This is a genomic window from Streptomyces sp. NPDC086519, assembly GCF_040686075.1.
Taxonomy (GTDB): domain Bacteria; phylum Actinomycetota; class Actinomycetes; order Streptomycetales; family Streptomycetaceae; genus Streptomyces; species Streptomyces shenzhenensis.
On record NZ_JBFBJL010000015.1, the window covers coordinates 1 to 12,735 of the forward strand.

General features: G+C 72.7%; 11 protein-coding genes. 4 read left to right on the forward strand and 7 right to left on the reverse strand.

Features of this window, described 5'->3' with window-relative positions; genetic code table 11:
* On the forward strand, positions 1 to 971 hold a 971-nt coding region (locus tag AB0P24_RS16225), incomplete at its 5' end, for a GTP-binding protein (RefSeq protein WP_365794336.1).
* A 242-nt stretch (positions 972 to 1,213) separates the two neighbouring features.
* Positions 1,214 to 1,666: an ATP-binding protein gene (locus AB0P24_RS16230; RefSeq protein ID WP_365794338.1), complete on the forward strand. Its 453-nt coding sequence runs from the start codon at positions 1,214 to 1,216 to the stop codon at positions 1,664 to 1,666.
* Positions 1,667 to 1,743: 77 nt separating this feature from the next.
* Here the strand turns inward: AB0P24_RS16230 and argF are convergent, their stop codons facing one another.
* Entirely contained in the window at positions 1,744 to 2,751 is a 1,008-nt protein-coding gene (gene argF, locus AB0P24_RS16235; protein ID WP_365794340.1) for an ornithine carbamoyltransferase, read from the reverse strand.
* A 161-nt stretch (positions 2,752 to 2,912) separates the two neighbouring features.
* On the reverse strand, positions 2,913 to 4,136 hold the full coding sequence (locus AB0P24_RS16240) for an arginine deiminase (protein WP_365794342.1): 1,224 nt from the start codon (positions 4,134 to 4,136) through the stop codon (positions 2,913 to 2,915).
* A 153-nt stretch (positions 4,137 to 4,289) separates the two neighbouring features.
* Here AB0P24_RS16240 and AB0P24_RS16245 point away from each other — a divergent pair, with 153 nt between their 5' ends.
* Both AB0P24_RS16245 and AB0P24_RS16250 read left to right on the forward strand, forming a co-directional pair.
* The gene (locus AB0P24_RS16245) at positions 4,290 to 5,423 is read left to right on the forward strand and encodes an SPFH domain-containing protein (protein ID WP_365794344.1); all 1,134 of its coding nucleotides are present in this window, start codon (positions 4,290 to 4,292) and stop codon (positions 5,421 to 5,423) included.
* Positions 5,420 to 6,319 carry a hypothetical protein gene (locus AB0P24_RS16250; protein ID WP_365794346.1) on the forward strand — a complete coding sequence of 300 codons (900 nt, stop codon included), beginning with the start codon at positions 5,420 to 5,422 and terminating at the stop codon, positions 6,317 to 6,319. The genes AB0P24_RS16245 and AB0P24_RS16250 overlap by 4 nt, the downstream gene beginning before the upstream one ends.
* A gap of 9 nt (positions 6,320 to 6,328) precedes the next feature.
* Here AB0P24_RS16250 and AB0P24_RS16255 read toward each other — a convergent pair whose 3' ends face one another.
* The 5 genes from AB0P24_RS16255 to AB0P24_RS16275 all read right to left on the reverse strand — a co-directional run bounded on the left by AB0P24_RS16255 (position 6,329) and on the right by AB0P24_RS16275 (position 12,616).
* Positions 6,329 to 8,875, reverse strand: a complete 2,547-nt coding sequence (locus AB0P24_RS16255) for a polynucleotide kinase-phosphatase (protein ID WP_365794348.1) — start codon at positions 8,873 to 8,875, stop codon at positions 6,329 to 6,331.
* Complete coding sequence (locus tag AB0P24_RS16260) at positions 8,872 to 10,347, reverse strand: 3' terminal RNA ribose 2'-O-methyltransferase Hen1 (protein ID WP_365794350.1); 1,476 nt, start codon at positions 10,345 to 10,347, stop codon at positions 8,872 to 8,874. The genes AB0P24_RS16255 and AB0P24_RS16260 overlap by 4 nt, the downstream gene beginning before the upstream one ends.
* A gap of 210 nt (positions 10,348 to 10,557) precedes the next feature.
* Positions 10,558 to 10,728: a hypothetical protein gene (locus AB0P24_RS16265; RefSeq protein ID WP_365794352.1), complete on the reverse strand. Its 171-nt coding sequence runs from the start codon at positions 10,726 to 10,728 to the stop codon at positions 10,558 to 10,560.
* Between the two features lie 99 nt (positions 10,729 to 10,827).
* Entirely contained in the window at positions 10,828 to 11,751 is a 924-nt protein-coding gene (locus AB0P24_RS16270; protein ID WP_365794354.1) for an LLM class F420-dependent oxidoreductase, read from the reverse strand.
* Positions 11,752 to 12,157: 406 nt separating this feature from the next.
* Entirely contained in the window at positions 12,158 to 12,616 is a 459-nt protein-coding gene (locus AB0P24_RS16275; protein ID WP_365794356.1) for a DUF6099 family protein, read from the reverse strand.
* Between the last annotated feature and the right edge of the window lie 119 nt (positions 12,617 to 12,735).

The window sequence follows — 12,735 nt, forward strand, 5'->3', positions numbered from 1 at the left end:
TCGCCACCCCGAAGCGCCGCTTCATCCTCGCCGACACCCCCGGCCACGTGCAGTACACCCGCAACATGGTCACCGGCGCCTCCACCGCCGAGCTGGCGATCGTCCTGATCGACGCCCGCAACGGGGTCGTCGAGCAGACCCGCCGGCACGCGGCCGTGGCCGCCCTGCTCCGGGTCCCGCACGTCGTCCTCGCCGTCAACAAGATGGACCTGGTCGGCTACGAGCGGGCCGAGTTCGAGCGGATCGTCGCCGACTTCACCGCCCAGACCGCCGAGCTGGGGCTCCCCGAGGTCACCGCGATCCCGGTCTCGGCGCTGGTGGGCGACAACGTCGTCGACCGTTCCGCGCACATGGACTGGTACGACGGCCCGGCGCTCCTGGAGTTCCTGGAGAACGTCCCGGTGGCCGCGGACGCGGCCGACGCCCCGGCCCGCTTCCCGGTCCAGTACGTCATCCGGCACGGGGACATCCGGCACTACGCGGGCCAGCTGGTCTCCGGCTCGCTGCGGGTCGGCGACCGGGTCACCGTCCACCCGTCCGGGGAGACCTCCACGATCGCGGCGATCGACGTGCTCGGCACCGGGGTCGAGACGGCCCACGCCCCGCAGTCCGTCGGGGTGCGCCTGGCCGACCAGCGGGACGTCTCGCGCGGCGACATGATGACGGCGGGTCCCGAGGCGCCCGTGCTCACCAAGGACGTGACGGCGGCCGTGTGCCATCTGGCCGACCGGCCGCTCAGGGTGGGCGACCGGGTGCTGCTCAAGCACGCGACCCGGACCGTCAAGGCGATCGTCCGGGACCTGGCGGGCGCCACCTCGCTGATCGCCAACGACCTGGGCCGGATCACCCTGCGCAGCGCCGAGCCGCTGCCCCTGGACGCCTACGCGGTCTCCCGCCGTACCGGCGCGTTCATCCTGATCGACCCGGCGGACGGCGCGACGCTGACGGCGGGGATGGTCGAGTTCGGCTGACCCCCGCCGCCGCGAAAGAGCCCCCGGACACCGGGGGCTCTTTTGTATGTGCCGTGTCACAAGGTCACAGCGCGTCAATAGCGCGGTAACAACGGAGCCGGATGTGCGAGCGGGGCCCAGGGCCGGGGTAAGCCACCCGTTACCGGGACGAAGGTCCCGCCAGGGGGGCGCCGATGGCCTCTGGGACGGGACCCGTACCATTCCTACAGTTGAAAGCAGGACAAGCAGTGATCGCCTGCGCCATGAACGGAATCGCCGTGTACGAACCACCTTCCGCAGCCGCCTCCTGGCGTATCGCGCTGCCGCACACCGTCGCGGCCGTGCCGGTCGCGCGTGCTCTGGTGCGTTCGGCGATGGAGGAGACCGACCACGCGGCCGATGCCGACACCGCCGAGCTGCTCACCGCGGAGCTGGTCGCCAACGCCGTGGAGCACACCGCCGGCCGGGGGACGATAGAGCTGGTCGTCGAGCTGATGCCGGGGGGCTGCAAGGTCGAGGTGCACGACCCGGACCCGGCGCCGCCCGGCCATCTCACCCGTCCGGTGATCGAGGAGCCCGACCCCATGCAGGAGGGCGGGCGCGGCCTGCTGCTGATCCGCGCCCTGAGCTCGTCGTGCGGGCACCGCCCCACCGAGTCCGGCAAGGCGGTGTGGTTCAGGCTTCCCGTGGTACCGCGTCAGTGGCGTCCGGCGTGACCGCGTCGTTCCCGGCCACGGCCGGCGTGGAGTTCCGGCGCCCGTGACCGACGTAGCGGGGCAATGACCGGGGCTGGTCAGGCGAGCGTGGCCACCAGGACCGCCTTGATGGTGTGCATCCGGTTCTCGGCCTCGTCGAAGACGACCGAGTGCTCGGACTCGAACACCTCGTCGGTGACCTCCAGCTCGGTCAGCCCGTGCCGTTCGTGGATCTCGCGGCCGACGACGGTGCCGAGGTCGTGGAAGGCCGGCAGGCAGTGCAGGAACTTGACGTCGGCGTTGCCGGTGGCGCGCAGCACGTCCATGGTGACGGCGTAGGGCCCGAGCAGCGCGATGCGCTCGTCCCAGACCTCCTTGGGCTCCCCCATCGACACCCAGACGTCGGTGGCGACGAAGTCGGTGTCGCGCACGCCGTCCTTCACGTCCTCGGTGAGGGTGATCCGGGCGCCGGACGCGTCGGCGAGTTGCTGGGCCAGCTCGACGATGGTCTCGTCCGGCCACAGCAGCCGGGGCGCGACGATCCGGACGTCCATGCCGAGCAGGGCGCCGGTGACGAGGTAGGAGTTGCCCATGTTGTAACGGGCGTCGCCGAGGTAGGCGAAGGCGATCTCCGCGAGCGGCTTGTCGCAGTGCTCGGTCATGGTGAGCACGTCGGCGAGCATCTGGGTGGGGTGCCACTCGTCGGTGAGGCCGTTGTAGACGGGCACCCCGGCGAACGCGGCCAGCTCCTCGACGACGCCCTGGCCGTGCCCGCGGTACTCGATCGCGTCGTACATCCGGCCGAGGACCCGGGCGGTGTCCTTCACCGACTCCTTGTGCCCGAGCTGCGAGCCGGCCGGGTCGAGGTAGGTGGTGGAAGCGCCCTGGTCGGCGGCGGCGACCTCGAAGGCGCAGCGGGTGCGGGTGGAGGTCTTCTCGAAGACCAGGGCGATGTTCTTCCCGCGCAGGTACTGCGTCTCGGTCCCGGCCTTCTTGGCCGCCTTCAGCTCGGCGGCCAGCTCGACCAGCCCGCGGAACTCCTCCTGGGTGAAGTCCAGCTCCTTGAGGAAGTGGCGGCCGGCGAGGGCGGTCGGGACAGTCGCCATGGGGCGCTCCAGCGGTAGGGGTCATCAGCTTCAGGGACTTTGGAAGTATATACGATGCTTCACATTTCTATACAGGCACTTCCCTGGGGTGGCCCTGTGGAATGTCACACGTCACGCGTCACACGACACGCGTCACACGACACACAACACCCCGTCTCGCGTCACACGGCATCCCGCTGCACCGGACAGCTCATGCACCGCGGTCCGCCCCTCCCCCGCCCCAGCTCGCTGCCCGGGATCTCGATCACCTCGATGCCCTGCTTGCGCAGATGGGTGTTGGTGGTGGAGTTGCGTTCGTAGGCGACGACCACACCGGGTTCGACGGCGAGGACGTTGCAGCCGTCGTCCCACTGTTCGCGCTCGGCCGCGTGCACGTCCTGGGTGGCGGTCAGGACCCGGATCTCACTGAGGCCGAGGGCGGCGGCGATCGCCCGGTGCATGTGCTCCGGCGGATGGTCGGTGACCTTGAGCTCCTTGTCGTCGGTACCCGGTTCGATGGTGTACGACCGGAGCATGCCGAGCCCGGCGTACTGGGTGAAGGTGTCGCCGTCGACCATCGTCATCACCGTGTCGAGGTGCATGAAGGCGCGCCGCTTCGGCATGTCCAGGGCGACGATGCTCCGCGCCGAGCCGGCCGCGAACAGTTCGTGCGCGAGCATCTCGACGGCCTGCGGGGTGGTGCGCTCGCTCATCCCGATCAGGACCGCGCCGTTGCCGATCACCAGGACGTCGCCGCCCTCGATGGTGGAGGGGTAGGCGGCCTGCCCCTCCGACCAGACATGGAACGTTTCGCCGCGGAAGAGCGGGTGGTGCCGGTAGATCGCCTCGAAGTGCACGGTCTCGCGCTGCCGGGCGGGCCAGCGCATGGCGTTGATGGAGACGCCGTCGTAGACCCAGGCGGAGGTGTCGCGGGTGAAGAGGTGGTTGGGGAGCGGCTGGAGGAGGAAGTCGTCGAGGTCCATGACGTGGAAGCGGACCGAGGTGGGCTCCTCGTGGGCGGCCAGGAACTCCCGCTTGGTCATGCCGCCGACCAGCGCCTCGGCCAGCTCGCGCGCCGGCATTTTCTCGAAGGCGGCGCGCAGGTGGTCGGTGGCGAGCGGGCCGTACTCCTTCTCATCGAAGACCCGGTCCAGGATGAGGGTGCGGGCGGCCGGGATCGCCAGCGCCTCCTCGAGCAGGTCGCCGAAGAGATGGACGGCGACGCCGCGGTCGCGCAGCACGTCGGCGAACCCGTCGTGCTCGGCCCGGGCCCGGCGCACCCAGAGGACGTCGTCGAAGAGGAGGGCGTCCTTGTTGCTCGGGGTGAGCCTTTTGAGCTCCAGATCCGGCCGGTGCAGGATGACGCGGCGCAGCCGCCCGGCCTCGGAGTCGACATGGAATCCCATGCCTCCATCCTGACCACCGCGGCCCGTGTTCACCCCCTGCTCGGCCGTTTCTTGTCCCGGCCGCCGGGCCGATTCCTCTTCTCGTCCTCTTGACGACAAACGATGCGGGCGCGATTATTGTCATACTGACTCTAAATCCCGAGGGGGGACTCCATGGCCGACATCACCCGGCGCCTGGGCTGGCGGCATCTGCGCGGCGCGCCGACGGCGCACGTCAGACACCACCGGGGCGAGAAGCTGCTGCACGACGGTCCGGGGCTCAGTTTCTGGTTCCGCGCGCTGACCGCGGCCATCTCCGAGGTGCCGGTGGACGACCGCGAGCTGACGATGACGTTCCACGCCCGCACGGCCGACTTCCAGGACGTGGCGGTCCAGGCGACCGTCACCTACCGCGTCGGCGACCCGGCCGTCGCGGCCGCCCGCCTCGACTTCTCCATCGACCCGGACACCGGTGTCTGGCGCGGCACCCCCCTCGAACAGCTCGGCACCCTGCTGACCGAGACGGCCCAGCAGCACGCGCTGGACGTGCTGGCCCGCACTCCGCTGGCGCGGGCGCTGGTGGACGGGGTGGCGGTGGTCCGGGAGCGGATCGCGGCCGGCCTGGCGGCGGAACCGCGGCTGCCCGCCACCGGCATCGAGGTGGTGGCCGTCCGGGTGATGGCGCTGCGGCCGGAGCCCGAGGTGGAGCGGGCGCTGCGCACCCCGGCCCGCGAGCAGATCCAGCAGGAGGCCGACCGGGCGACGTACGAGCGGCGCGCGGTGGCCGTCGAGCGGGAGCGGGCGATCGCCGAGAACGAACTGGAGAGCCAGATCGAACTGGCCCGCCGCGAGGAGCAGCTGGTCGAGCAGCGGGGCACCAACGCGCGGCGCGAGGCCGAGGAGCACGCGGCGGCGGACTCCGTCCGGGCCGCGGCGGAGGCGACCCGGACGGTGAAGCTGGCGGAGGCGGAGGCGGCCAGATCCGTGAAGCTGGCGGACGCCGAAGCGGCCCGCACCCTGCGGCTGGCGGAGGCGGAGGCGGCCCGGTCCGTGAAGCTGGGCGAGGCGGAGGCGGCCCGGGCGGTCACGCTCGCGCGGGCCGAGGCCGCGGGGGCGCGGGAGGTCGGCGAGGCGCGGGCCGCGGCGCAGGCGGCCTGGCTGCGGGTGCACGGCGAGGCGGACGTGGCCACGCTGCACGCCCTCACCGGCGCGCGGCTCGCCGAAAACCTGCCGCGCATCGACAGCGTGACCGTGTCGCCGGACGTGCTGACCGGGCTGCTGGCCAGGCTGGGCGGGGAGCGGGAGTGAGCCTCGCGCCACGTGCCGTGCTGGTCCACCGGACCACGGAGTACGAGGAGTTGGTGGCCCGGCACGGCACGCACGGCCAGGCCGCCTTCTTCCTCGCCTCCCGCGGCCGGGACATGGCCGAGGTCGCCGAACGGCACCGCCGCACCCGGCGGGCGCTCGCCGAGGTGACCTCGGCGGTGCCGCCGGCCTGGCGCCAGGCCCGGGTCGAGCGGGCCGACCTGGACCGCTTCCTGTTCGCGCCGGAGGACGTGGTCGTGGTGGTCGGCCAGGACGGGCTGGTGGCGAACGTGGCCAAGTACCTGGACGGCCAGCCGGTGATCGGCATCGACACCGACCCCGGCCGCAACCCGGGGGTGCTGGTACGGCACCGGCCGCGGCGGGCGGCCGTACTGCTGGCCTCGGTCACCGCCGCGGCCACGGGTGCCGACGAGCTGACGATGGTCGAGGCGGTCGCCGACGACACGCAGCGGCTCGTGGCGCTCAACGAGATCTACCTGGGTTCCGCCGGTCATCAGACCGCCCGATACCGCCTGGGCCTCGAGGACGACGGGGGTGCCGTCGAGGCCCAGGCCTCCTCCGGGGTGCTGGTGGGCACCGGCACCGGGGCCACCGGATGGCTGCGCTCGGTGTGGCAGGAACGCGGCGCCCGGCTGCCGCTGCCCGCCCCCACGGAGGACCGCCTCCTCTGGTTCGTCCGGGAGGCCTGGCCCTCGCCGGCCACCGGGACCGCCCTGGTCGCCGGCGAGCTGACGGCCTCGGCGGCGCTGACCCTCACGGTCGAGTCGGACCGCCTGATCGCCTTCGGCGACGGCATCGAGACCGATGCCCTGGAGCTGACCTGGGGGCAGACGGTCCGGGTGGGGGCGTGCGCGCGGCGGCTCCGGCTGGTCGGCTGACGCCGCGGCTCACAGCCGCGGGTCGACCGGCTCCGACTCCAGGGCCAGGACCGCGAAGACCGCCTCGTGCACCCGCCACAGCGGCTCGCCGTCCGCGAGGCGGTCCAGGGCCTCCAGGCCGAGGGCGTACTCGCGGATCGCCAGGGACCGCTTGTGGTTGAGGAAGCGGCCCCGCAGGCGGGTGAGGTTGTCGGGGCGGGTGTACTCGGGGCCGTAGATGATCCGCAGGTACTCCCGGCCGCGGCACTTGATGCCGGGCTGGACGAGCCGGCCCTGCGCGTCGCGGACCACCGCGCCGGCCGGCTTGACGACCATGCCCTCGCCGCCCCGGCCGGTCATCTCCAGCCACCAGTCGACGCCGGCCCGCACCGACTCCGGGTCGCCGGTGTCGACGTGCAGGCGGCGGGTGGTCTGCAGCAGGCCGGTGGGGTCGTGCTCCACCAGCCGGTCCAGGAGGGCGAGTTGCTCGTCGTGCGGGAGCGCGGCGAGGCTGCGGCCCTGGACCGCGAGGATCTGGAAGGGGGCGAGGCGCACCCCGTCCAGGCCCTCGGTGGTCCAGCAGTAGCGGCGGTAGGCGTCGGTGAACGCGGCCGCGTCGGCGGCGCGTTCACGCTGCCGGGTCAGCAGTCCGGTGACGTCGACGCCGCGTGCCGCCGCGCCCTCCAGCGCGGCCAGCGCGCCCGGGAAGACCGCGCCGGAGGCGGCGCCCACGGCCGCGTACTGGGTGCGCAGCAGCCCGGAGGCCTTGAGCGACCAGGGCAGCAGCTCGGCGTCGAGGAGCAGCCAGTCGGTGCCGAGTTCGTCCCAGAGGCCGGCCGCGTCGGCCGAGGCGCGGATCCGGGCGAGGATCTCCTCGGTCACCGGCTCGTCGGCGAAGAACGGGCGTCCGGTGCGGGTGTAGAGGGAGCCGGTGGGGCCGGGCGCGACGCCGAAGCGCTTGTGCGCGACCTCCGCGTCCCGGCACACCAGCGCCACCGCCCGCGAGCCCATGTGCTTCTCCTCGCAGACCACCCGGGCGACCCCGTCCGCGGCGTACTGGGCGAAGGCCTCCGCCGGGTGTTCGAGATAGCCGTCCACCCGCGAGGTCCCCGTCGGGGCCATGGTCGGCGGCAGGTACGGCAGCAGCCGCGGGTCGATCGCGAAGCGGCTCATCACCTCGAGGGCGGCGGCCGCGTTCTCCTCGCGGACCGCGATCCGGCCCTGGTGGCGCGTCTCCACGACCCGCCGGCCCTGCACGTCCGCCAGGTCCAGCGGGCGTCCGTCCTGACCGCCGGGCGCCTCGGTGCGCAGCGGCCGGGCCGGCTCGTACCAGACCCGCTCGGCCGGTACGTCGACCAGCTCCCGCTCCGGCCAGCGCAGCGCGGTCAGCTTGCCGCCGAAGACGGCACCGGTGTCCAGGCAGACGGTGTTGTTGAGCCAGGTGGCCTCCGGGACCGGGGTGTGGCCGTAGACGACGGCCGCCCGGCCCCGGTAGTCCTCGGCCCACGGGTAGCGCACCGGCAGGCCGAACTCGTCGGTCTCGCCGGTGGTCTCGCCGTACAGCGCGTGCGAGCGGACCCGGCCGGAGGTGCGGCCGTGGTACTTCTCGGGCAGCCCGGCGTGGCAGACGACCAGCTTCCCGCCGTCGAGGACGTAGTGGCTGACCAGTCCGTCGATGAACTCCCGTACCTGTGCCCGGAACTCCTCGCTCTCGCCGTCCATCTGCTCGATGGTCTCGGCGAGTCCGTGGGTGTGCTGGACCTTGCGGCCCTTGAGGTACCGGCCGTACTTGTTCTCGTGGTTGCCCGGCACGCACAGGGCGTTACCGGATCCGACCATCGACATGACCCTGCGCAGCACACCGGGGCTGTCCGGGCCGCGGTCGACGAGGTCGCCGACGAAGACGGCGGTACGGCCCTCGGGGTGCACGCCGTCGGTGTAGCCGAGCTTGGCGAGCAGGGTCTCCAGTTCGCTCGAGCACCCGTGGATGTCGCCGACGATGTCGAAGGGGCCGGTGAGGTGGGTCAGGTCGTTGAACCGCTTCTCGGTGACGACGGTCGCCGACTCGGCCTCCTCGACACCGCGCAGGACGTGCACCTTGCGGAAGCCCTCGCGCTCCAGGTGGCGCAGCGAGCGCCGCAGTTCGCGGATGTGGCGCTGGATGACCCGGCGCGGCATGTCGGCACGGTCGGTGCGGGCCGCGTTGCGTTCGGCGCACACCTCCTCGGGCACGTCGAGGACGACGGCGATGGGCAGCACGTCGTACTGCCTGGCCAGGTCGATCAGCTGGCGCCTGGACTCCTGCTGCACGCTGGTCGCGTCGACGACCGTGCGGCGGCCGGCGGCGAGCCGCTTGCCGGCGATGTAGTGCAGGACGTCGAAGGCGTCCTTCGTGGCGCCCTGGTCGTTCTCGTCGTCGGAGACCAGGCCCCGGCAGAAGTCGGAGGAGATGATCTCGGTCGGCTTGAAGTGGCGCCGGGCGAAGGTGGACTTGCCGGAGCCGGAGGCGCCGACGAGGACGACCAGGGAGAGGTCGGTGACGGGGAGGACCCGGCCGGTGCGCTGTGTCTCGGTCATGCCGCCTTCTCCTCCTTCGCGACGACGGTGGCTGTGCCGGTGTGGAAAACGGCCATCTGGGTGGGTGGGCCGACCTCGGGGTCGTCCGGGCCGATGGAGATGAACTCGACGTCGTAGCCGTGGAGTTCGGCGACCCGGTGGGCCCAGGCGCGGAACTGGACGCGGGTCCACTCGAAGCGGTGGTCGCCGTGCCGGGTGTGGCCGGCGGGGAGGGTCTCCCAGCGGACGTTGTACTCGACGTTCGGGGTGGTGACGAGGACCGTGCGCGGGCGGGCGGCGCCGAACACGGCGTACTCCAGGGCGGGCAGCCTCGGCGGGTCGAGGTGTTCGATCACCTCGCTGAGCACGGCCGCGTCGTACCCCTTGAGCCGCCGGTCGGTGTAGGCCAGCGAGCCCTGGAAGAGCTTGACGCGGGCGGCCTGCCGCTCCCCCATGCGGTCCAGCTTGAGCCGCCGGGAGGCGATGGTGAGCGCCCGCATCGACACGTCGACGCCGACGATCTCGGTGAAGGACGGGTCCTTCAGCAGCGCCTGCACCAACTGGCCCTGGCCGCAGCCGAGATCGAGGACGCGGGACGCGCCGGACCGGCGCAGCGCCTCGATGATCGCGTCCCGTCGCCGCACGGCGAGCGGGGTCGGCTTCTCCTCCGCCTCCGTCTCCTCCTCGACCGCGTTGTCGATCTCCTCGACCTCGCTGTCGTCGGCCTCGGCGAGGCGTACCAGCTCCAGCCGTTCCATCGCCTGCCGGGTCAGCGACCAGCGGCGGGAGAGGTAGCGGCTGGTGATGAGTTTCTGCTCGGGGTGGCCGGGCAGCCAGCCCTCGCCGGCGCGCAGCAGCTTGTCGACCTCCTCGGAGGAGACCCAGTAGTGCTTGGCGTCGTCGAGGACGGGGAGCAGGACGTAGAGGTGGCGCAGCGCCTCGGAGAGGGTCAGGGCCTCGGACTCCAGGACCAGGCCGACATAGCGCGAGTCGCCCCACTCCGGGAACTCGGTGTCCAGCGCGACCGGTTCGGCGGTCACCGTCCAGCCGAGCGGCTCGAAGAGGTGCCGTACGAGGCCGGGGCCGCCGCGGGCGGGCAGCGCGGGCACCTCGACCCGCAACGGCCTCGGCTGGGCCGGGGCTTCGGGGCGGGCCTTGCAGACGCCGCGCATCGCGCTGGAGAAGACGTTGCCGATGGCCACGGCGAGCAGTGAGGAGGCCGCGTAGGGGCGGTCGTTGACGTACTGCGCGAGCGCCGCGTCGGGTGCGCCGCCGCGTCCCTTGCCCTTGCCGCGCCGCACCAGCGCGACCGCGTCCACCTCCAGGAGCAGCGCCGCCGTGCAGCGCTCGGCGTCCGCCTGGGGGTAGAAGACGTGCGCGACGCCGTAGGACGTCGTGAACGACTGCGCGTTGCCGGGGTGCTTGTGCAGCAGGAACCCGAGGTCGGTGGCCGGGGAGGCGGCGGTGCCGCTCGTGGAGATCGTCAGGAACACCCGTCCGATTCTTCCCGGCCCGCCCCGCCGCGACCAACGGTTTTCCCGGGTGCGCTCCTGTGGCGCCTCCGCGGTCCGGACCGGCCCCGGCCCGTGGCCCCGCGGGCCGGGGCCACGGTGGAGGTCGCTTGCGAAAGCGCTGGTCGTGCGCTTGTGCGCGGTTCCGGTGTGCGGAGGGCCGCCGAGCGGGGCCGGGGAGTGCTTCCCGCGTCACCGGTCGGCCCGCTTCCAGGCGCCGACGCCGAGTCTCCCCGTGGTCCCGAGGGGTGCCGGCCCGGCCGCGCCCACGCCACCGCTCGGGTCCGCGTGCTCCGTGCCGCAGGCCGTGGCCGGCAGAACGACGACGGCAGGGGCGAGGAGACGGGGGTGTGGTCTGCGCATCCGGTCACCTCATCGGGGCGAGCCCCCAACGACCGCGACGGAAGCCATAGTTCCGGTCACAGCCCGGTCACGGCCGACCGGATGCGCGACCCTGCCCGGTTACGGCAGCTGCGACTTGACCCGGTCGGAGATCAGCTCCAGGTGGTCCAGGTCGGAGAGGTCGAGGATCTGGAGGTAGAGGCGCCGGGAGCCGATCTCGGCGTACCGGCCGATCTTCTCGACGACCTCGGCGGGGGTGCCGGCCAGGCCGTTGGCCTTCAGCTCGTCGACCTCGCGGCCGATCGCGGCGGCGCGGCGGGCGACCTCCTGGTCGTCCTTGCCGACGCAGACCACGAGGGCGTTGGAGTACGTCAGCTCGTCCGGGCCCCGGCCGGCCGCCTCGGCGGCGGCGCGCACCCGGCCGAACTGCCGCTCGCTGTCCTCGACCGAGGCGAACGGCATGTTGAACTCGTCGGCGTAGCGGGCGGTCAGCTCGGGGGTGCGGGTGGCGCCGTGGCCACCGATCAGCACCGGGATCCGCGCCTGGGCGGGCTTGGGCAGCGCGGGCGAGCCGGTGAGGTCGTAGTAGGTGCCGTGGAAGTCGAAGGTGTCGCCGGGCTTGGTCCCCCAGAGCCCGGTGACGATCGCCAGCTGCTCCTCCAGGCGGCCGAACTTCTCCTTCGGGAAGGGGATGCCGTACGCCTTGTGCTCCTCCTCGAACCAGCCCGCGCCGAGGCCGAGTTCGACCCGGCCGCCGGACATCTGGTCGACCTGGGCGACCTGGATGGCGAGTACGCCGGGCAGCCGGAAGGTTCCCGCGGTCATGAGGGTGCCGAGGCGGATCCGCTTGGTCTCGCGGGCGAGTCCGGCGAGGGTGATCCAGGCGTCGGTGGGGCCGGGCAGGCCGTCCACGTCGCCCATCTTCAGGTAGTGGTCGGACCGGAAGAAGGCGTCGAAACCGAGGTCCTCGGTGGCCTTGGCGACGGTGAGGAGGGTGTCGTAGCTCGCGCCCTGCTGGGGTTCGGTGAAGATACGAAGGTCCATGCACCCATCCTGCACGGCCCCCGCCCCGTCAGCCGCATCGGCACCGCCCGCCACGGGCCTCCGCCCTCGGGTGACTGCCGTCACCGGCGGGTCCGCGGGGCGCTGACCGGCCTCCGCGGTGATCGCCGGGTGGGAGGGAGCCGGACCGTCCGGCACCCGCGCCGAGCGGTCTTCGTCGCGGCGCGTCGTTCGTGGCCCGCCGCAGACGGCGGGCCGGGGGGGCCGAGGAGGCCGTATTGTCCGGAGAGTCCGTTCCACGGGAGGGTGGCCCCGCATCCGGTCCGCCGAAGGGGCTGCTCCAGCAGACGGAGGAACTCATGGCGGCGTCGAACGCGGACCTCTCCGCCCCGGACGCGGGTGCGCAACGGCCCCCGGGAAGAGGCGACCTCGGCCGGACGGCACCTCCCTAGCCGTCGCGGACCTCCTCCCGGGCCGCCAGCTTGCGGAGCATCTCCAGCACCCTGTCCCGGGACTCGTCGGCCGCGTCGATGGCCTCCATGCACTGCCAGTACACCCCTTCGTCGGCCGCCGCGCTGGCCATGCCGACCAGCGCGATGCCGACCTCGCCCAGGAGGCCGCCGAGGCCCAGCAGGGTCCGGCGGGCGTCGTCCAGTTCGGTGAGCTGGGCGGCGCGCAGGGCGCCGGGGTCCAGGTCGGGGGTGCCGAGCACGCCGCAGCCCCGGCCCGCCAGCTCGGTCAGGCCGAGGGCCTCGCCGCGCAGCTCGGGCGGGCCGGAGACGGCCAGCCTGCTGCCGATCGCCTGGGCCAGGGCCTGGGCCTGCCACACCTCGGTCATCATCTCCGTGGCGCCCGCGCCACGCGCCAGCGCCCGTCTGCTCACCCCTATGAGCCGCATCGCGTCCATCCGTCGCCCCGTCCCCGTCCGTTCGAACTGCCTTGCCGCGCTCAGTAGTTCACTACCCAGAGTGAGTGTTCCTGAGACGTCGAGCCAGAGGAAGACGGAAATCTGTGGACAACAATTCG

Excerpts from the sequence above, each read along its gene's own strand:
- AB0P24_RS16255 (WP_365794348.1), bottom strand. The coding sequence starts at position 8,875 with ATGACCGAGACACAGCGCACCGGCCGGGTCCTCCCCGTCACCGACCTC.
- AB0P24_RS16265 (WP_365794352.1), bottom strand. The coding sequence starts at position 10,728 with ATGCGCAGACCACACCCCCGTCTCCTCGCCCCTGCCGTCGTCGTTCTG.
- AB0P24_RS16275 (WP_365794356.1), bottom strand. The coding sequence starts at position 12,616 with ATGGACGCGATGCGGCTCATAGGGGTGAGCAGACGGGCGCTGGCGCGT.
- argF (WP_365794340.1), bottom strand. The coding sequence starts at position 2,751 with ATGGCGACTGTCCCGACCGCCCTCGCCGGCCGCCACTTCCTCAAGGAG.
- AB0P24_RS16240 (WP_365794342.1), bottom strand. The coding sequence starts at position 4,136 with ATGGGATTCCATGTCGACTCCGAGGCCGGGCGGCTGCGCCGCGTCATC.
- AB0P24_RS16230 (WP_365794338.1), top strand. The coding sequence starts at position 1,214 with ATGAACGGAATCGCCGTGTACGAACCACCTTCCGCAGCCGCCTCCTGG.
- AB0P24_RS16245 (WP_365794344.1), top strand. The coding sequence starts at position 4,290 with ATGGCCGACATCACCCGGCGCCTGGGCTGGCGGCATCTGCGCGGCGCG.
- AB0P24_RS16270 (WP_365794354.1), bottom strand. The coding sequence starts at position 11,751 with ATGGACCTTCGTATCTTCACCGAACCCCAGCAGGGCGCGAGCTACGAC.